Source organism: Streptomyces sp. NPDC047108, assembly GCF_040643575.1.
Taxonomy (GTDB): domain Bacteria; phylum Actinomycetota; class Actinomycetes; order Streptomycetales; family Streptomycetaceae; genus Streptomyces.
Genome location: NZ_JBEYUP010000034.1, coordinates 1 through 19,714, shown reverse-complemented (window position 1 = coordinate 19,714; position 19,714 = coordinate 1). Strand labels below are relative to the sequence as shown.

At 71.1% G+C, this 19,714-nt stretch carries 14 protein-coding genes; 10 read left to right on the top strand and 4 right to left on the bottom strand.

Annotated features, from left to right (window positions below; translation table 11 throughout):
* The first annotated feature begins 379 nt into the window (after window positions 1-379).
* Genes ABZ822_RS32005 through ABZ822_RS31970 form a run of 8 tightly spaced genes read left to right on the top strand, consistent with a single transcriptional unit; the run spans window position 380 to window position 10,850 of the window.
* Complete coding sequence (locus tag ABZ822_RS32005) at window positions 380-1,483, top strand: beta-ketoacyl-ACP synthase III (RefSeq protein WP_360861884.1); 1,104 nt, start codon at window positions 380-382, stop codon at window positions 1,481-1,483.
* Window positions 1,398-4,472, top strand: a complete 3,075-nt coding sequence (locus tag ABZ822_RS32000) for a phosphoenolpyruvate synthase (protein ID WP_360861882.1) — start codon at window positions 1,398-1,400, stop codon at window positions 4,470-4,472. The genes ABZ822_RS32005 and ABZ822_RS32000 overlap by 86 nt, the downstream gene beginning before the upstream one ends.
* The gene (locus ABZ822_RS31995) at window positions 4,469-6,121 is read left to right on the top strand and encodes a hypothetical protein (protein ID WP_360861880.1); all 1,653 of its coding nucleotides are present in this window, start codon (window positions 4,469-4,471) and stop codon (window positions 6,119-6,121) included. The genes ABZ822_RS32000 and ABZ822_RS31995 overlap by 4 nt, the downstream gene beginning before the upstream one ends.
* A 28-nt stretch (window positions 6,122-6,149) precedes the next feature.
* Window positions 6,150-7,241 carry an SDR family oxidoreductase gene (locus tag ABZ822_RS31990; RefSeq protein ID WP_360861878.1) on the top strand — a complete coding sequence of 364 codons (1,092 nt, stop codon included), beginning with the start codon at window positions 6,150-6,152 and terminating at the stop codon, window positions 7,239-7,241.
* Window positions 7,238-8,251: a nucleoside-diphosphate kinase gene (locus tag ABZ822_RS31985; RefSeq protein WP_360861876.1), complete on the top strand. Its 1,014-nt coding sequence runs from the start codon at window positions 7,238-7,240 to the stop codon at window positions 8,249-8,251. Before ABZ822_RS31990 ends, ABZ822_RS31985 begins: the two co-directional genes overlap by 4 nt.
* A gap of 16 nt (window positions 8,252-8,267) precedes the next feature.
* Window positions 8,268-9,290, top strand: coding sequence for a ScbA/BarX family gamma-butyrolactone biosynthesis protein (locus ABZ822_RS31980; RefSeq protein ID WP_360861874.1), 1,023 nt, complete (start codon window positions 8,268-8,270; stop codon window positions 9,288-9,290).
* A 16-nt stretch (window positions 9,291-9,306) separates the two neighbouring features.
* Window positions 9,307-10,206, top strand: a complete 900-nt coding sequence (locus ABZ822_RS31975; protein ID WP_360861872.1) for a hypothetical protein — start codon at window positions 9,307-9,309, stop codon at window positions 10,204-10,206.
* Window positions 10,203-10,850 carry a nitroreductase family protein gene (locus tag ABZ822_RS31970; RefSeq protein ID WP_360861870.1) on the top strand — a complete coding sequence of 216 codons (648 nt, stop codon included), beginning with the start codon at window positions 10,203-10,205 and terminating at the stop codon, window positions 10,848-10,850. Before ABZ822_RS31975 ends, ABZ822_RS31970 begins: the two co-directional genes overlap by 4 nt.
* A gap of 163 nt (window positions 10,851-11,013) precedes the next feature.
* On the opposite strand, the gene ABZ822_RS31965 is transcribed toward ABZ822_RS31970, so the two are convergent.
* Both ABZ822_RS31965 and ABZ822_RS31960 read right to left on the bottom strand, forming a co-directional pair.
* Entirely contained in the window at window positions 11,014-12,036 is a 1,023-nt protein-coding gene (locus ABZ822_RS31965; protein ID WP_360861868.1) for an ABC transporter permease, read from the bottom strand.
* A gap of 236 nt (window positions 12,037-12,272) precedes the next feature.
* Window positions 12,273-13,190, bottom strand: coding sequence for an ABC transporter ATP-binding protein (locus ABZ822_RS31960; RefSeq protein WP_360861866.1), 918 nt, complete (start codon window positions 13,188-13,190; stop codon window positions 12,273-12,275).
* 392 nt (window positions 13,191-13,582) lie between these two features.
* Between ABZ822_RS31960 and ABZ822_RS31955 the strand changes: the two genes are divergently transcribed.
* On the top strand, window positions 13,583-15,172 hold the full coding sequence (locus ABZ822_RS31955; protein WP_360861864.1) for a glycosyltransferase family 39 protein: 1,590 nt from the start codon (window positions 13,583-13,585) through the stop codon (window positions 15,170-15,172).
* 82 nt (window positions 15,173-15,254) lie between these two features.
* Here ABZ822_RS31955 and ABZ822_RS31950 read toward each other — a convergent pair whose 3' ends face one another.
* On the bottom strand, window positions 15,255-16,469 hold the full coding sequence (locus ABZ822_RS31950; protein ID WP_360861862.1) for a cytochrome P450: 1,215 nt from the start codon (window positions 16,467-16,469) through the stop codon (window positions 15,255-15,257).
* Between the two features lie 40 nt (window positions 16,470-16,509).
* The gene (locus tag ABZ822_RS31945; RefSeq protein ID WP_360861860.1) at window positions 16,510-17,718 is read right to left on the bottom strand and encodes a cytochrome P450; all 1,209 of its coding nucleotides are present in this window, start codon (window positions 17,716-17,718) and stop codon (window positions 16,510-16,512) included.
* Between the two features lie 359 nt (window positions 17,719-18,077).
* Between ABZ822_RS31945 and ABZ822_RS31940 the strand changes: the two genes are divergently transcribed.
* A partial coding sequence (locus ABZ822_RS31940; RefSeq protein WP_360861858.1) for a beta-ketoacyl synthase N-terminal-like domain-containing protein occupies window positions 18,078-19,714 on the top strand: 1,637 nt, incomplete at its 3' end.

The window sequence follows — 19,714 nt, the reverse complement described above, 5'->3', positions numbered from 1 at the left end:
CCTCCTGCGCGGGGGGCTCGTCGCACGGCTCGCCTGCAGTGAGCGGATTTCGAGGTGGCCGTGCTGAAAGACGGGACTGACGGGCCATCAACTCATCAGTCGTCAGGTAAATGAGTCTCGGCGGCCCACCTGATCTGTGATCGCCTTTGCCGATGATGATCCCCATCCGCGGTGGTGGAGCTCGAGGTGGCGCGGCGCCCGGCGCGAGCGCGGCCCGAGTCCAGGGATCCGGGCCGGGCCGTTGCGGTTCTGAGGAAAACCTCAGCGACGTGAGGTGAATCCTTGGCCTGAGGCTCGGCGCCTTCGCCGGGCTCCGCACGGCTGCCGGGCGCGGTCCCGCAGCCGGTGGCGCAGCGCAGCGCGGAAGGAGGCGAACTCCATGGACCGAGCGTCGGTCGTCGCCGGGCTCGGAGGCTGGGTGCCGCCCACGGTGGTCACCAACCACCAGCTCGCAGCCGTACTGGACACGGACGACGCTTGGATCCGGAGCCGCACCGGTATCCAGGAGCGGCGCTGGGTCTCGCCAGGGCAGTCCACCGGAGACCTCGCCGTCGAGGCGGGCCGACGCGCTCTGTCGTCCGCGGGGACCGACACGGTGGACGCGGTGGTCCTCGCCACGAGTACCCCCGACCGGCCCTGCCCGGGAACCGCACCCGAGGTGGCGAGCCGACTGGGGCTGGGTCCGATCCCGGCGTTCGATGTGGCGGCGGTGTGCACGGGTTTCGTCTACGCCCTGGCCACGGGCGCCGGACTGATCGCCCTGGGGACCGCCGATCGTGTCCTGGTCGTCGGCGCGGACGCGTTCTCCACACTGCTCTCCCCGTCCGACCGCTCGACCAGGGTGATCTTCGGCGACGGTGCGGGCGCGGTCGTCCTGCGCACCGGGTCCTACAGCGAGCCGGGCGCGCTCAGGGGGGTGAGTCTGGGCAGCGACGGCAGCCGCAGCGACCTCATCGAGGTTCCGGCGGGAGGGTCGCGCGAGCGCTCCACCGGGCTGCCGGTCAAGACCGAGGACACGTACTTCACGATGCAGGGCCAGGCCGTCTTCGCCGAGGCGGTGCGTCGCATGGCGGAGTCGGTGCGGGAGACGGCCTCGCGGATCGGCTGGAAGCCGTCGGAGATCGACTCCTTGGTGCTGCACCAGGCCAACGCCCGCATCCTTGCCGCGGTCGCCCGACGGCTCGCGCTGCCGCGGGAGACGCTGCTGTCCAACATCGGCAGGCTCGGCAACACGGTCGCCGCGTCGATTCCGCTCGCCCTCGCCGACGGCGTCGCGTCGGGCGAACTCCGGCCCGGTGACCGTGTCGTGCTGGCCGGCTTCGGCGGCGGGCTCACCTGGGGATCCCTGGCCCTGGAATGGCCACAGCTGCGCCTGGCCCCACCCGAAGCGCCCACGCATGCGGGCCTGGGCGCGGGTTCGGACCACGCGGAACATGAATCCTCCCGGTGGCCCCGTGGGTGCCGGCCACCGGCCGACCTCTAGGGCAATGCCCAGTGATCGCCCTATCGATGAGAATTCGTCCCCTCTTTTCCACGGCATTGATTACGGTTTCGACATATTTCCTTGGGAGGTCGGTCAGATGTCGCTCGATGCGGGACATGACGAAGAGCCGCTTCCGGTTCTGACCGCTTCCTGTGACGATTCCGACGTCGCGCGCCGAGCGGGCGGGAAAGGCCGTAATCTCCACGCCCTCACGACGGCTGGATTTCAGGTCCCGGGCTGGTCGGTGATCGGTCTCGACATCTTCGCCGTATTCGCCGGCGGAAGTGGTCTGGCCGAACGTCTCGGGAAACTGCTGTCCGACGGCTGGGAGCTGCGGGCCGGGGAGATCGCCGGCGAGATCGCCGCACTCGTCGAGGCGGCGCCCCTCGACGAGAGGATCGCCGCCGCCATCGACGCGGCCTACGGGCACGTCGGTGGCGGACTCGTCGCCGTACGGTCCTCCGGTGACGAGGAGGACGGCGCCGAGCACTCGTTCGCGGGCCAGTTCGACAGTTTCCTCAACGTCACCGGCATCGACCAGGTCACCGAGTACGTCCGCAAGTGCTGGGCCTCCGGCTTCTCCGAGCGCTCGCTGCGCTACCGCGCCCAACGCGGACTGCCGCCCGGCGCCGGAGGTGTCGCCGTCGTCCTCCAGCGCATGGTGCCCGCCGAACGCAGCGGTGTCCTGTTCACCGCCGACCCGACGACGGGCAGCACCGAACGCTTTGTGCTGAGCGCCGTCCACGGGCTCGGCGAGGGGCTGGTGTCCGGTGCGGTCGACGCCGACACCGTCGTCCTCGACGCCGCCGGCGGCGAGCCGTTGAGCACCGTGATCGGCGACAAGCAGGAGAGCTACGGTGCCGGCGACGGACCCGGTTGCACGGTACGGGCGGTCGGGGAGGAGGACCGCAAGGTGCTCTCCCTGACCCCGGACGATCTCGCCCGTCTGCACATGCTGGGGGTGCGGGTGACCGAACACTACGGTGCCCCTCAGGACATCGAGTGGGCGATCGCCGACGGCACGCTGTGGGTGCTGCAGAGCCGTCCCGTCACCACGCCGCTCACCGCCCCGGGCGCGCCCCCCGCCCCCCGGCAGTCCGTGCCGGAGCCCCAGGGAGAGCTGCGGATCTGGGACAACTCCAACATCATCGAGAGCTTCAGCGGGGTCGTCTCCCCGCTGACCTACAGCTTCGCCGCCGACACCTACGCCAAGGTGTACGAGAGCTACGCCCGCACGATGGGCGTGAGATCCGGACAGTTGCGGGAGGTGAGGGAATGGACCCCGCACCTGCTCGGCTATTTCCACGGACGGGTCTACTACAACCTCTTCCACTGGTACCGGATGGTGCGACTGGCTCCCCTTTACCCGCTGAACCGCCGGGTGTTGGAGAAGTCGCTGGGAGTAGCGGAAGGAATATCCGACGAAACAGCTGAAGAACTCCATCCGTTCACTCCCCGGAAGGGTCTGCGCGGCCGATGGTCACGGCTCTTCCGTACCGCCGTCTTCGGCTGGAGATTCCTGACCGTCCGGCATTCCGTCGAGACTTTCCATCGCGATTTCTACCGCGCGTACGAGATCTTCAACAGCGTCGACTACGACGCGCTGCCCGGCGAGGAGACCTACCGCCGGCTGAGGCGCCTGCAAAGGGAGTTGATCGAGAAGTGGGGCCCGATGCAGGCCCTGGACGCCACCATCCTGCTGTCGGTCGGGATGCTCGCCCTGCTGACCCGGCGCTGGCTGCCGGACGCCCCTGAGTGGTTCACCTGGGCCGCGGCCGGCCCGGGGAAGGACCTGGAGTCCGCCGAACCGGTGTGGGCGCTGGCCGAACTGGCCGCGCTGGTACGCGCCGACGACACGGTGCGGGAGCTGCTGGAACGCACCCCCGACGCCGAAGCCCACCGGGCACTGCGGGACGGCGGCCACACCGAGGTCCTCGCCGCCGTGGACGCCTATGTGGCCGACTACGGCTACCGCAGCCCGGACGAACTCAAGCTGGAGGTGCCGGACCTGTCCGAGGATCCGGCCGGACTGTTCGCCCTGCTGCGCGACGTGCCACCCGACACGGGAGACGCCACGGGCACCGGCACCCGTACGGACACCGGCACCGGCACCCGTACGGACACCCGCACCAGCGCGGACACCGGCACCCGTACGGACACCGGCAGCGGTGCAGCGGGCGATCGCGGCGGCGAGGCCGAGGTCTACCTCGACCGGCATCTGCGCGGCCCCCGCCGCTGGATCTACGAACGCGTCCGGCGCAAGGCCCGCAACGCGCTCGCGGACCGGGAGCGGCTGCGGTTCTGCCGCACCCGCGCGTTCGGGGCGGCCAAGCGGATGCTGCGCGCGATGGGCCGCGACCTGGCCCGCACCGGGGCGATCGACGCCTGGGACGACATCTTCATGCTGCGACTGGAGGAGGTCCGCGGCGCCTACGAGGGCATGATCGTCCATTCCGAGCTGAAGGACCTCGTGGCGCTGCGCCGCAAGCAACTCGCGGCCGACGCCGAACTCCGCGCCCCGTCCCGGTTCACCACACGCGGCGCGCCGTACTGGTCGGGCAATCTGGAACGCGCCGGCTGGACCAGGGGACCCGCCGTCCGCAGCGGGGCGGGGGAGCTGCGCGGCACCCCGTGCTGTCCCGGTGTGGCCGAGGGCCCGGCGGTGGTCACCGACGTCCCGCGCGACATCGGCGGCGGCATCCTGCTGACGTACCGGACCGACCCCGGCTGGGTGGCCGCGCTGTCCTCGGCCGCTGCTCTGGTCATCGAGCGCGGCAGCCCGCTGACCCATGTCGCCGTCGTGGCCCGGGAGTTGGGCATCCCCACCGTGGTCCAGGTCAGGAACGTCACCACCGAGATCCGGACCGGAACGCCGCTGCGCGTCGACGGCGCCGCGGGAACGGTCACCGTACTCGGCGACCCGCCCCCGCCCGACGACGGACAGCCCTCCGGCGCCCCGGACACAGCCAGGACGGAGACCCGCCCGTGATTCTGAGCGAGGACCAGCTGCAAGGGCTGCTCGACAAGTCCCTTGCCGAACTGCCCGACGGGACCGAGTGGTCCGTCGTGCTCGAAGGCTCCATAGCGGAGGGATTCGGCAACCCCTCGTCCGACGTCGACTTCCTGCTCATCGGCCGCGACGAGCAGGACCTGCCCACGATGCCGTCGCTGCTCTTCGTCGACGGCCGCCGAGTGGAGATCCGGACCCGGTCGGTGCGGCAGATCGCCGAGCAGTTCGGAGCCCTGGAGGCGGGCGCCAAGCGGCCCGGCCGCCTGTCGGAGGATCTGCTCAACCGCTGTCAGCGGCTCCTGCACAGCCATCCGCTGCGCGGCCATGACCTGGTCGGGACGGTCAAGGACATGGTGCCGGTCGAACGGTTCCGTACGATCGCCGCGGACTGGTGGTCGCACCGCGCCCGGCAATCGCTGCGTCACGCCATGGCGCTGCTCTGCCTCGGTGAGGCGGACGAAGCGGCCGACTGGGCCCGCGCCGGGCTCGTCCAGGCGGTCAAGTCGTGGGCGGCGGGCCGGGGCGAGACCTATCTGGAACCCAAGTGGCTCTCCCTGCAGCTCGACCGGGCGGACCGGCCGGAGGTCCGGGACCGGTACTGGGAGCTGGAAGCCGGCGCCCCCGCGGACGGCGACGCGGAGGCGGCCCGCAGTTATCTGTCCGCCTGCCTCGCCTTCGCCGCCGACCTCGGCATCACCGGCGTACCCTGGCGCCCCGAGCGGCTCACCGTCGAACGAGCCGCCCGCGTGACCACCTGGCAGACCGGCTCGCGGATCCATGTCGTCCGCGGGATGCGCGAGGTGTTCGCCCTCGGCGACGGCGCCGGTGCGATCTGGCGCTCGCTCGTCCTCGGCCGTCCGCTGCCCCAGGTACTGGCCGCCGCCGAGGACACCGGCGTCGACCGACCGGGGCCCTGCCTGGCGGCGTTCGTGCGCTACGGGTTGATCCGGCTCGCGTGGAAGGGCGGCGGCACGATCACCCCGTCCCTGCCCCTGGCCGCGCCCCCCGGGCCTCTCACCCCGCCACCGGCGACCGCCCGGCCCGTGCTCTCTCTGCGGGGCGCGACCGTCAGCGGGCCCGACGCCGTCGACCTGGTTCCGCTGCCCGCCGAGCGGTTCGCCGCGGCCGGCATGGCGGTGGTGTGGTCCAACGTCGTCGCCGAGAACGCCTGCGAAGACCTGAGGGGTGCCCTCCAGCGCGGCCAGTGGAAGGTCGCCGAACTCGCCACGCGCCGGGCCGTGCAGGCCGCGCTGCGCGGCCTGTTCAGCGCCCACGGCGTCAACCCGCTGCCCGCCGACTCCGACCTCGTACGCAGGATGGGCCTTCTCCCGGAGGCCACCCGGCCCCTGCGGGCCCGCGCCGGGCAACTCCTCCGCCGCACCATCGACTCGCCCGAAGCCGGGGACGCGGTACGCGCCGAACTGCACGCCGTCGTGGACCTGGTGCGGCAGAGCGCGGGCGCCGACGCCTTCCCCTCCTCCTTCGACTCCGCCGACACGTGGAGGGCCACGCTGGAGCTCGGCTACGACTGGCTCCGCATCGGTGCCTATCTCGACGCGCAGCTGCCCATCGAGGAGGCCCGCGACCTGCTCGCCAGCAGCGGCACCCAGCCCCACCCCGCCGTATGACCGCCAACCATTCCTGGAGGACCGACCGATGGCCCGTGCGATGACGGTTCTGGTGACCGGCGCCAGCGGCCTGGTGGGCGCCGAGGTGACCGCCCGACTCACCGCGGCGGGTCACACCGTGCTGGCCCTGATGCACAGCAACGGGACGCTCCTCCGCAACAACGGCAGGAAGCTCACCCCGGCGCCCGGCAGCCTGACCCCGCTCACCGGGGACATCACCCGCCCCGGACTCGGCCTGGCCGACGACGACATGCGCCGCGTCGCGGCCGCGGACCGGATCGTGCACTGCGCCGCGGTCACCGACTTCGGCCTGCCGGAGGAGCGGTACGAGCGCGTCAATGTCGCCGGGACCCGCCACGTGCTGGGCATCGCGACGGCCCACCGCATCCCGCTGGTCCACGTCAGCACGGCGTACGTCTGCGGGGAACGGGACGGTGTCGCCCTCGAGGACGAACTCGACGTCGGCCAGCGCCCCGGCAACGCCTACGAGAAGAGCAAGCTGACCGCCGAGACCCTGGTGCACACCGCCGCAGGAGAGGGCCTGCCGGTGACGGTCGTCCGCCCCAGCATCGTCACCGGCGCCGCCCGTACGGGCTGCGTCCGCGACTTCAAGACCATCTACCCGGTGCTCAGGATGGTCACCAGAGGACTGGTGCGGACCATCCCCGGTCACTACAACGCGGCCCTCGACCTGGTGCCCGTCGACCGCGTCGCCGATCTGGTGACCGAGGCCGCCACCCGCTTCGAGGACGCCGAGGGCCTGACCCTGCACGCCGTGGGTCACCCTCTGACCCTCCGGGACTTCTCCGACGTCCTGGCCGAGTACCCCTCCTTCCAGGTGCCGAGATTCGTACCGCCGTCCTCGTTCTCCGCGGCAGCGCTGCCCGACGCGGAACGCCCCTTCTACGACCGGGTCGTCTCGCTGTACGACACCTACTTCCGCCGGCGCATCCACTTCGACGCAACCCGGGCCGCCGCGTTCAGCGCCCGGCCGGCGCCCGCAGGCGGGCGCCCGTACCTGCGCCGGCTCCTCGACCACTGCCTGAAGGTCGGCTACCTCGGCGCTCCCGTGCCGCGGGAGCCGTCCCCGGCGCGATCGGAGCGGAGCGCCTCACGATGAACCCGGAGCACCTCGAGCACACGGACCCCCCTGCGCATGCGGACCCCCCTGCGCATGCGGACTTCCCCGATCAGCCGGACACCCTGGAGCCCGTCCACGGCCCGGCCGTGTCGCCGCTCCTGAGCTGCCAACCCCGCAAGCGCCGGCTGTACGGCGCCGACACCTACTACCAGGAGAGCCACGACCAGCTCGCCGCCCTCACCGACGACGTCACCGGGTTCGCCCACCGCCACGCCGCGCTGCTCCTCAAACCCGATGCCGTGGCGGCCCGCAGACTGCACCCCGCCGTCGACTGGCTGGCCGAACAGGGCTTCCGGATCGTCGCCGCGGAGACGACCCGGCTGACCCGGACCATGATCCGGTCCCTGTGGTACTTCCAGTGGAATCTCGCCACCCCCTACCGCAGACGGCTCGCCGCGCTCTTCCTGGAGGACGCCGACGCCCTCGTCCTGGTCGTCCGCCCCGAGACCGCGACGGACATCCCCGCCTCGGTCCTGCTCACCCACCTCAAGGGACCCACCGACCCGGAAGCCCGGGTGCACGGACAGCTACGCCATCTGCTGGGCCGCTACAGCTATTTGCTGAACCTGGTGCACACCCCTGACGAACCCGCCGACGTGCTGCGGGAGTTGGCCGTCCACTTCGACGACGCGGAACGCGACCGCCTCTTCCGCTCCGCGCTGTCCGGTCAGGACCGCACCCCGCGGGCCAGGGAGCTCGCCGACCGTCTCTACGCGGCAACCAAGCCCCGCGAACTCGACTTCGAGCCCGCCGTCGAACGTCTGCGGGACGCCGTCTCCCGCCACCCCGGGCTCGACGCGTCGGCCGCTCCCCGCGACCTGCTGGAGACGGCCTGGGACCACGCAGTCGAACTGGACCCCTGGGACGCGGTCATCGTCGGATCCGCGGTCCTCCCCATGCGGCGGCCCGGCCGCCCCCCGGTGCTCGACGGCGCCGGCATCGAGGAATGGCGCCACCACCTGGCCGCAGTACGGGCCACCGAAGCCTGAATACGAGGAGCAGCCGATGCAGTTCACCCGGACACTCCCGAAGTCGCTGGTGCACCGGGCCGCGATCGCCGAGGTCTTCCTGACCGACGCCGAGCGCCGTGGCGAGGACGAGGTGGTGCTCGCGGGGCAGTTGCCCCGGCTCCACGCCTTCTACGACGACACCCTGGGCCTGCGGACCGACCACGCCCCGATGCTGCTGCTGGAGGCGTGCCGTCAGGGCATCTTCGTGGTGGCCCACCGGTACTTCGACGTCCCCGCGGACCACAGGTTCCTCCTGCGGACCGTCGAGTTCGAGGTGCGGGACGCCACGGCCCTGATACCCGGCAGCATCCCGACCGAGCTCGTCATCGTCGCCCGTATCGAGCGCCGGATGAAGGGGCGGTCCGGACTGACGGGGCTGCGGCTGCGCTTCACCACGACCATCGGCGGACGTGAGGCGATGTCGGCGTGCATCGCGTACTCCTGGATGCCGCCGGACGCATGGGAGAGCGTACGGACCGAACAGCGTACGAGGCTCGGTCTTTCCGAGACCCCCCTCGCGCTGCCGGTGCCACGCATCGAACCCGCCCTGGTGGACCGGCGTGACCCCGCCAACGCGGTGATCTCCGTGTCGTGCCCCACGGGCGACGGCGGCCGCGCGGCCCTCCTGGTGCCGGACACCGGGCACCCGGTCATGTTCGACCACTGGGTCGACCACGTCCCCGGCATGCTGGAGCTGGAGGCTCTCCGTCAACTGGCCCTCACCGCAGCAGTGGACGCGGGCACCCTGACCACCCCCGCGGCGCAGACGGTCCGGCTCTCCGCACGGTTCCGCCGCTTCGGTGAGATGGATCTGCCGCTGGAGTGCCGGACCTCTCCGGCGCCGCCCGGCGCGGACATCCCGTGCACCCTGCACCAGAGCGGGCACCTGGTCGCCGAGGCCCGGATCGGGTTCGCCGACCGAGCCCCGGCCCCCACCCACCGCGCGGAGGAGCACCCGGCCGTCCTGTCCGCCGCGGCAGGCGTCGCCGCCGGTGCCCCGAACCCGGCCCGTACGTGAGACAGGGGGCCATGACGTGACCACCGTCGCCCTCCCCAGGGTGCCCGCCCGGCTGGGCCGGTTCGTGCTGCGCATGTTCCGGCCCCACATCTACGTCACGTACGGACTGCTGTGGGTACTCGCCCTGGAGGGCTCGGCGGTGTCGCTGTCGGGCACGGCCTGGCGGCCGACCGGCTCCACCTGGGTGCGTGTGGTCAGCGTCGTCCTGGCACTGCTGTTCCTGCGGATGCTGGACGAGCAGAAGGACTTCGCGTACGACCGGGTGCACCACCCGGACCGCCCGCTGGTCACCGGCGCCATCACGGTCGCGGAACTCCGGGGCGGCATGGCCGCGATCACGGTCGTGGTGGCGCTCCTGAACCTCGCCCTGTCCTGGGCGGCCGTCCTGCTGATCCTGCTCGCCCTCGGCTACGGACTTCTGCTCGTGGCGCTGGAGCGCCTGTCGGCAGCGGTCACCGAGCGGCAGTTGCTCAATCTCGTGGTCACCTACCCGGTGCAGATCCTGCTCGGTCTCTACGTGTACCTGTCGGCGGCCGCTTCCGGACTCGTCACCGGCGATTGGCGTGCGGTGCCGCTTCTCGCGCTGTGCGCCTGCGTGTTCCTGCACTTCGAGTTCGCGCGCAAGACCTCCTGGGACACCGAACCGGGGGCACACCTGTACTCGCAGGACCTGGGCGCCAGGGGCAGCGCGGCCGTCGCCGCGGGCCTCGCGGCCGGCGCGGTGGTCTGCGAGGTCGTGCTCTTCGGCTCCGACGGAACGCTCGGGCTGCTGCCCTGCCTGATGGCGGCCCTGCCGGCCTGGGGCACCTGGCGGTTCCTGTCCGCACGCCGGGGGAGCTGGCCGCTGCCGGTCGCGATGGGCTTCGTCCTGGGCAGCTACCTGGCCCTGGTCGCCCGGGCGGTGGTGCTGCCGTGACCACTCAATCCCCCCTGACGTGCGAGGAGTTGCTGACCACCACCCGTACCGTGCGGCGGGGTCTCGACCTGCAACGGGAGGTGGACCCCGAGCTGGTCAAGGACTCACTCCGCATGGCCCTGCAGGCGCCGAACGGCAACAACCGCCAGAACTGGCGCTGGCTGGTCCTCACCGACCCGCGGGTCCGTGCCGACGTGGCGGATGTGTACCGGGCTGCCTTCCACGCCCGCAACGCTTCCGCCCTCGAACGGCTCGACGAGGCTCCCGAGGAGACCCGACGCATGATCACCGGGGCCAAGTACCTCGCCGACCGGCTGCACCGCGTGCCGGTCCTGGTGATTCCCTGTCTCCAACTGGCGGGCGAGCGGCTTCCGGAGGGCAACCAGGCCGGCCTGTGGGCGTCCTTGCTGCCCGCGGCCTGGAGCTACGCGCTCGCCGCCCGCAGCCGCGGCCTGGTCACCGCGTGGACGACCGTCCACCTCGACCGCGAGCGGGACGTCGCAGACCTCCTCGGACTCCCTCCCACCGTCCGCCAGGGCGCACTTCTCCCGACGGCACACCCGCTGCGCACCACCTTCCGGCCGGGGCCCCGGCTGCCGCTGGACGAGGTGCTGCACTGCAACGGCTGGCGGGGTGACTCCTGAACACCGCCGTCGCGTAACGGCGTCGACCCGGTGACGAGCAAGGGCGCCGGGTCCGGGCGTTGCCGGCACACACGCCCGTTTCGGCCAAGACCGAGGCCCTCCGCCCGACCATCGGCGGAGGGCCTCGGCCCGCCCTTACCCGGCTACCGGAGGCAAGGGCGCGTCAGGTGTCGTTCCACTTGAAGAAGCGCAGCGTCAGTGCGGTGACCACGGCGGTGAAGGCCAGCATTCCGCCCATGGTGGGCAGGATGTCGGACACACCGCCGCCCCGGCTCAGTACGGCCTCGCTGCCCGTCACCAGATAGCGCAACGGCATCATGTACGAGACCCCCTGGACCCAGTCCGGTGCGTTGTCCAGCGAGAAGAACGACCCGGACAGGAACGACATCGGGAGCACCAGGAGTTGGGCGAGACCGCCCGCGGACTCCTCGGTCTTGGTGACCGAGCCGATGAGAAGACCCAGCGCCATCAGGGACAGCGTTCCGCACATGACCAGCGGTACCACCAGCCACCACTGGCCCGTGAGCTTCAGACCGAAGTACGGCAGTGTCGCCACCAGCAGGAACAGGGCTGTCTGCGAGAGCGCCATGATCATGGTCATGGAGATGCGTGCGGCCACCACCTCCCAGGCCCGGATCGGCGACAGCCGCATCCGCTGGAGGATCTTCTTGCGGCGCAGCGTCACCAGCGTCAGCGAGGTGCTGAACACCGCGCTGGAGGCGACCGCCCAGCCCATCAGACCGGGCGTCAGATACTGGATGGGCTTGACCGACTCGTCCTCGACCTGGCCCGCCTTCAGCGAGTACTTCGGCGACTCGCCCGTCACCGCCAGATTCGCCTTGTCCAGCACCGCGTTGAGCGTCGCGCGGGCGGATGCGCCCTTCACGGAGTCGGCGGCGCTGTACCGCAGGACGACGGTGTCGCCGTCCTGCCGGACCAGCGCGTCGTAGTCGCCGTTGCGCACCTTCTCCAGTGCGGCCGACTCACTGCTCACCTTGGTGACCGATGCGGCCTGGGACAACTGCTTGTCCTGGGCCTTGGTGAGCGAGTCGAGCACCTGGACCTGGCCGACCTGGGCCACCTTGATGTGCGAGCTGCCGGTGCTCTTGAACAGCGTGCCGAACAACAGCAGGAACAGGATCGGGAAGATCAGCAGGAAGAAGATCGTGCCCTTGTCCCGCAGCACGCTGAGGATCATGGCCCGCGACAGCTCGCGAACCGGGCTCAGACGTTCGGCCGAGCTCCCGCGTTCACGGCGGTGCTTGTGCCCGGAGGGCTTCGGAGGGGGAGACGGAGGCAGTTCCAGAGGCGGCGCCTGCGGGAGCGCCCGGCTCCGGTCCGGCCGCTCCGCACCACGGTCCGTCCGCGCCGTACTCCGGTCCGGTCGTGCCGTGGCCCGGTCCTGCGTGGTCTCTTCCGTGCTCACGCGCGGTACTCCCGTCCGGTCAGCTGGAGGAAGACGTCCTCCAGGGTGGCGCCGCGTACCTCCAGGCCGCGGAGGGCTCCCTGGTCGGCCAGGATCGAGAGCACGGGCCCCGGCGTACGGGTGGCGACCGACAAAGACACCCCGTCGTCCTCGACGGCGACGTCCCCGACGCCGGCCGAATCCAGCAACTCCCGCATGGCGTCGAGCTGGACGAGTCCCGACTCCACGGTCACCCGCACCATGTCGTCGAGTTCGCGGATCAGTGCGGCCGGGGGGCCGGTCCTGAGCACCTTGCCGTGCTCCATCACCGACACCCGGTCGCAGAGCATCTCCGCCTCGTCCATGTAGTGCGTGGTGAGGACGACCGTGCGGCCCTCCTGGTTGATCAGGCGCAGCAGGTCCCACAGATTGCGGCGGGCCTGCGGGTCCAGACCCGCGGTGGGCTCGTCCAGGAAGACGATCTCCGGGTCGTGCACCAGGCCGCAGGCGATGGAGAGCCGCTGTGCCTGGCCGCCGGAGAGCTTGTCCGCCGGAACCTTCCCGAACTCGGTGAGGCCGACCCGCTCCAGCATCGCGTCGGCCTGGCGGCCTCCGACCCGGTAGAAGGACGCGAAGAGGCGGATGGTCTCCCGCGTGGTCAGCTTGTCGAAGAAGGACGACGCCTGGAACTGCACGCCGATCCGCGTCAGCAGTTCGGGGTTGCGCGGCCAGGGACTCTTGCCGAACACCTCGATCCGGCCTTCATCGGGCTCGCGGACGCCCTCCAGAATCTCCAGAGTGGTGGTCTTGCCCGCGCCGTTGGGGCCCAGGATCCCGTAGAACTCGCCCTTCTCGATGTTCAGCGAGACCCCGTCGACGGCCTGGATGTCCCCGTACCGCTTCCGGACGCCGTCCGCGATGATCGCCGCCGTCATGTCGTGACCGTCCTGATCGGGCGGTGCCGTGATCCGGCCACGCCGCGGATGTACTGAAGGTCCATCACTCGACTGTCGTCTTTCCGTGATCGGTTGAGGATCCGGCCCGACCGGGCCGGTGCCCGGCCCTCCGCCCGCGTCCGGCTGCCGGAGGCCGGCAGAAGGCCGAAAAGGTACGGGGAGCGGGTGGCGCCCTTCGGCGGTTCGGTACTCCACACCAGCACAGGAGCCGCCGCGGCGGCCATCACGGGCGTCGAAGACTAGGGAATCGCCCCTACTCTGCTCCGGGGAAAGGGGTAGCGCCGCTCGGCCGCCGGCCGGCGGCCGTACGTTCGTCCATCAGAGATCCGTGGAGACCTTCCGCCGCCGAGCGACAGGATCGAGGACGACAGATGGCCCCCACCGCCCGGGACGAGGCCCCCCACCGCGAAGGAGGACCCGGCAGGGCCGCCGCGCGTCCACGGTCACCGGCCGCCCCGCCGGAGGGACCGCTCCCGCCCCTGGCCCTGCTGCCCGTCGCAGTGCTGGCCTGCGCGACCGCGGCGCTTCTCCTGCTCACGGCGGACCGCTTCGGATACTTCAGCGACGAGCTGTACTTTCTCGTGGCGGGCCGCCATCCGGCCTGGGGCTACGCAGATCAGCCACCGCTGCTGCCGCTGCTGGCCCACGCGATCGACACCGCCTCCCACGGCTCGCTGGTGTGGCTGCGGGCACCGGCCGCCGCCGCGACGGCCCTGGGCGTGCTGACCGCGGCCCTGATCGCCCGCGAGCTGGGCGGCAGACGGCCCGCCCAGCTCGCCACCGCCGGGGCGTACGCCGTCTCGCCCGTCATGCTGCAGATGGGCCATCTGCTCATCACCGCCACCCTGGACATCTTCCTGACGACGTTCACCACCTGGCTGCTGGTGCGGTGGGTGCGTACCCGGCGGGACCGGCTGCTGGTCCTCATCGGGCTGACCGCCGCGGTCTCCCTCCAGATCAAATTCCTCGGCGCCGCTTTCTGGGCCGTGCTGCTGGTGGCCGTGGTGCTGGCCGGCCCCAGGGACCTGCTGCGCCGCCCCCTGCTGTGGGCGTCGGCGGTCGGCGCCCTGCTCACCGCGGTGCCCGGCCTGCTCTGGCAGGCCCGCAACGACTGGCCCCAACTGGCCATGACCAAGGTCATCTCCCAGGAGGTCGCCGCCGAGGAGGGCGGCCAGGCCCGGTTCCTGCCCACCGTGCTCACGACCGCCGGACTGGTCGGCGCCGTACTGCTCTGCTACGGGCTGTGGAGGCTGCTCTCCGCCCGGGAGGTCCGCCCCTACCGGTTCATCGGACTGACCTTCGCCGGGCTGTGCGCCGTCTACCTCGTCGTCCACGGGCGGCCGTACTACGTCGCCGGGCTCTTCGCCGTCCTGTGGGCGGCGGCCGCCACGGGACTGCAGCGGCTGCGCCCCACCCGCCCGCGCGCCTGGGCGGCCGTCGTGCCGTACGTGGCCTCAGCGGCCCTCGCCGTCCAGCTGCTGCCGATCTACCCCGTCCAGCGGCTCGCCGAGCCCAAGGGGGACGGGCTGGCCAAGGAGAGCGTGGGCTGGCCGGACCTGGCGGCCTCGGTGGCCCGCGTCTACCGTGAACTGCCCGCCGACAAGCGCCGGCGGGCCCTGCTGATCACCGACCGGTACGACCAGGCCGGAGCCCTGGACCGGTACGGCCCTGCGCTCGGCCTGCCGCGGCCCTACAGCGGCCACCGCGGCTACTGGTATCTGCGCCGCCCGGCCGACGACACCGCCCCCGTCGTCTTCGTCGGGGGCGACGCCCGCTACCTGCGGCAGTTCTTCACGAGCGTGCGCAAGCGCGGCACGGTCACCAACCGGCACGACGTGCGGAACCTCAACTGGGGTGCCCCGATATGGGTCTGCGAGGGCGAGCGCCGTCCCTGGCGCACCCTGTGGCCCCGCTTCTCCCACCTGAACGCCGACTCGGCGAGCGACTCCTCGCAGCCCTGACCCGACCGCGGGTCGCATCCCTGACAGGACCGCGGGCCGTCCCCTCGCCGGGACGGCCCGCGGCCGGCGCACGCGTGAGCGCTCACCCCCAGGTCACGGGCAGCGCGTACACGCCGTAGTGCATGGCCTTGTCGCGGAGGGGGATCTCCTCCGGCTCGACGGCCAGGCGCAGGTCCGGGAATCGGTCGAACAGCTTCTGGAAGCCGATGCGCAGGGTCGCCCGGGCCAGATGCTGCCCGAGGCACTGGTGGATGCCGAAACCGAAGGCGAGGTGACGCCGGGAGGGCCGGGTGACGTCGAACGACTCCGGGTCCTCGAACTGTTCCGGATCCCGGTTGGCGGCAGGCAGCGACAGCACCACGGTCTGCCCGGCCTCGATGGTCCTGCCGCCGATCTCCACATCCTCCAACGCCACCCGGCTCGCACCCATATGAGAGATCGTCAGATAACGCAGCAGCTCCTCGACCGCCCGCTCCATCAGCTCCGGCCGTGTGCGGATCTTCTCCAGCTGCTCCGGATGCTGCAGCAGCGCGAAGGTGCCGAGGCCCAGCATGTTCGGGGTGGTGTCCAGCGCGCCGCCGATGGTGATCCAGGAGATGTTCGCCAGCTCCTGTTCGGTCAGCTCACCGGTCTTCACCAGCTTGCCGAGCAGCTTGTCGTTGGGTTCGGCGAACAGGTCCTTCACGATGCGCGCCAGCGTCTGGTCCAGCGCCGTGTTGTGCTCGATGAATTCCTCGACCGTGTAATCGATCCGCATGATCGCCGAGAAGTGCTGGTCGAGCTCGGCGATGTCCTCCTCCGGCACGCCCATCACCGAGTGGACCGAGCGGTACACGACCTTCTGAATGAACGCCGGCAGCAGGTCCACCGGCGGCTCGAGGCCGGCCATCTCCTCCAGCACGTCGTCGATGATCCCGGCCAGTGTCGGCTCGTACTCCTGGATCTTGCGGACGGTGAAGAACCCGGTCAGCAGGCGGCGGTAGTGCGTGTGGTCCGGCGCGTCCATCCGGACGAAGGAGCCGGGACCGGACGGCTGCGGGTCGTAGTTCTCCACCTCGAACGGCGGCGACGCCACGAGCGCCAGCAACTCGGCCCGGTGGCTGAACCGCGGGTCGGTCATGATGGCCCGCACGTCCTCGTGCCGTGTGACCAGCCAGCCGTCGTTGCGGCCCGGCGCGATGTCGAACGTGACCGGGCTGATCGGCTGTTCCTCGCGCAGACGGCGGTACTCCGGGTCGGGGTCGAAGGGGCAGGTGCGGTCGGTCGGTATCACTGGTGGTTTCGGCTGGTAGGCCATGAATCCTCCGTCTGGTCGGTTCGTCGCCCGGTGGCGCCGATCAGGCCCGCCGGACCCTGAGCGGCAGCTGCCGAAGACCGAAGACGTTGACGCGGTTGTCGAAATAGGACAGCGGGCTGTCGTGGTCGACGCGGATGTCGGCGTAGCGGTCGAGCATCAGATTGAGCGCGATCTGCCCCTCCATGCGGGCGAGCGGGGCGCCCAGGCAGTAGTGGATGCCGTGCCCGAAGGCGACCTGCTTGGCGTTGGGCCGGTCCGGCAGGAAGCGGTCCGGCTCGGAGAAGACGCGCTCGTCGCGGTTGGCGGACAGCAGCCAGAGGAACATCATCGTGTTCTCCGGCACCTTCGCCCCGGCGATCTCCACCGAGGACGTCGGCACCCGTTCGATCTTCAGGAACGGCGGCCGGCAGCGCAGCACCTCCTCGGTGAACGGCGCGATCGCCCCGCGGTCCGCACGCAACCGGTCCTGCAGCCCCTCCTCCAGATCCAGCGTCAGCAGCATGTTGCCGAGCAGTACGGCGGTGGTGACATGGCCCGCGAGCAGCAGCAGCGCGGCGAAGCTCACCACGTCGTCGTCGTTCAGGCCCTCACCGTCGACCTCGGCCCGCACCAGCAGACTCATCAGGTCGTCGTGCTCGCGCGCCCGCCGCTCGGCGACGTGCTGCCGCAGATAGGCGTCCAGCTCCTGCACGGTCCTGCCAAGAACCTCGGCGCCCTCCGGGGTCTCCCAGTCCACCGTCAGCAGGCTGTCGGCCCACACCTGGAACAGCGGGCGGTCGGAGGGCGGCACACCCAGCAGGGAGGAGATCACGATGACCGGCAGCGGATTGGCGAAGGCGTCGACCAGGTCGAAGCGGTCGCTGCCGTCGAGGCCGTCGAGGAGTTCGGTGGCCACATCGGTGATCCGCGGCGCCAGCTCGCTGATCATCTTCGCGGTGAAGACCTTGCTCACCAGCCGCCGCAACTTGCCGTGCCGCGGCGGGTCCAGCAGGAGCAGGGTGCCGCCGGGCGGCTGCCGCTCACCGCCCGACAGCCGGCTCACCGTGTCCGACGAGTAGAGCGCGGGATCAGCGGTGATCCGCTGGATGTCCTCGTGCCGGAACACATGGACGCGACCGGCCGGATCACGCCACACCGGCTGCTCGTCCCGCATCCGCCGCAGCCAGGCCAGCAGCGTCGTACCCCCGTCGAGTCCCACCTCGGGGGGAGCGGACAGGTCAGGAGTCGTCGGAGCGGGCACGGCGGTCATCGGGAACCCCCTTCGTCGGGCAGGCCGCACGGGAGGCAGGCCGGGAGCGGCCCCAGCGCAGCACGTCCGGTGAACAGAAGGCCAGAAATCGCGCGCAACTCTAGGGATTTGCCGGTGCCCCGCCATTCCCGCGGGCGCGTGGGCCTACTAGGGGATTTTTCAGAGTCGGAGGTCAAGCGGCCGAGGACCACTCGAGCGCCCCCAGACTTGACCGGGTTCGAGGTGTTCGAGACGCCATGCGGACCGCGTGGGTTGTCCCGAGCCTGAGGAGATCCGGTGTTGTTGACCGTTCCGAGCGCAGCGGGCCTGCCCCCGGCCATGCCCGCCGCAGTGCGGGACCCGAGCCTGGGGGGCGAGCTGTGAGCGAAGATCGCCTGCGGGACTATCTGAAGCGGGTCACCGCCGACCTGCATCGCACGACCACCCGTGTCCGCGAGCTGGAGGCCAGGGACCGCGAACCGATCGCGATCGTCTCCATGGCCTGCCGCTACCCGGGCGATGTCCGCACCCCCGAGGATCTGTGGCGGCTCGTCGCCGACGGCACCGACGCCATCACGCCCTTCCCGGAGGACCGCGGCTGGGACGTCGACTCCCTGTACCACCCGGACCCCGAACACCCGGACACCTGCTACACCCGCGAGGGCGGCTTCCTGCACGACGCAGCCGACTTCGACCCCGACTTCTTCGGCATGTCACCGCGCGAAGCCCTCGGCACCGACCCGCAGCAGCGGCTCCTCCTGGAAATCTCCTGGGAGGCCCTGGAACGCGCCGGCCTGGACCCGAGTGCGCTCCGCTCCAGCCCCACCGGTGTCTTCGTCGGCGTCATGTACAACGACTACGGATCCCGCTTCGACGTGCCGCCGCCGGGCCTGGAGGGCTTCATCGGCAACGGCAGCGCGGGCAGCATCGCCTCCGGCCGCGTCTCCTACACGCTGGGTCTGGAGGGGCCGGCGGTCACGGTGGACACGGCCTGTTCCTCGTCCCTGGTCGCGCTGCACCTGGCCTGCCGTGCCCTGCGGGCGGGGGAGTGCTCGCTCGCGCTGGCCGGTGGTGTGGCCGTGATGTCCACGCCGGTCACCTTCACCGAGTTCAGCCGGCAGCGGGGGCTCGCCCCCGACGGCCGCTGCAAGTCCTTCGCGGATGTGGCGGACGGTACGGGGTGGGGTGAGGGCGCGGGGCTGTTGCTGCTGGAGCGTTTGTCGGACGCGCGGCGGAACGGTCACCGTGTGCTGGCCGTCGTCCGTGGCAGCGCGGTCAACCAGGACGGCGCCAGCAGTGGCCTCACCGCACCCAACGGTCCGTCCCAACAGCGTGTGATCCGTGCGGCGTTGGCCAGTGCCGGGGTGTCGGCGTCGGATGTGGACGCGGTCGAGGCGCACGGGACCGGGACCACCCTGGGTGACCCGATCGAGGCGCAGGCGCTGCTCGCCACGTACGGGCGCGACCGTGAACACCCGCTGTGGCTGGGCTCGTTGAAGTCCAACATCGGGCACACGCAGGCCGCCGCCGGGGTCGGTGGCGTGATCAAGATGGTCATGGCGATGCAGCACGGGACGCTGCCGCGCACCCTCCATGTCGATGCCCCCTCCGCCCACGTGGATTGGTCGGCGGGAAAGGTGAACCTGCTCACCGAACCTCAGGCATGGCCGCAGACGGAAGGCCGTACGAGGTCTGCGGGCATCTCCGCCTTCGGAGTCAGCGGCACGAATGCGCATGTGGTTCTGGAGGAGGCCGGGGCGGTCGAGGAGGCCGTGGAGTCTGCGGGTTCTGCGGGGTCTGCGGGTTCCGGTGGTGGCTCGGTGGTGGTGTGGCCGGTGTCGGCGCGGGGTGAGGGGGCGTTGCGGGCGCAGGCGGCGCGGCTTCTGGATGCGTTGGATGAGTCGTCCGGGGTTTCCGTGTCCGATGTGGGGTTCTCGCTCGCGGTGACGCGGTCGGTGTTCGAGGACCGTGCGGTGGTCGTGGGGTCGGATCTTGCTGAGCTGCGGGCCGGGTTGGG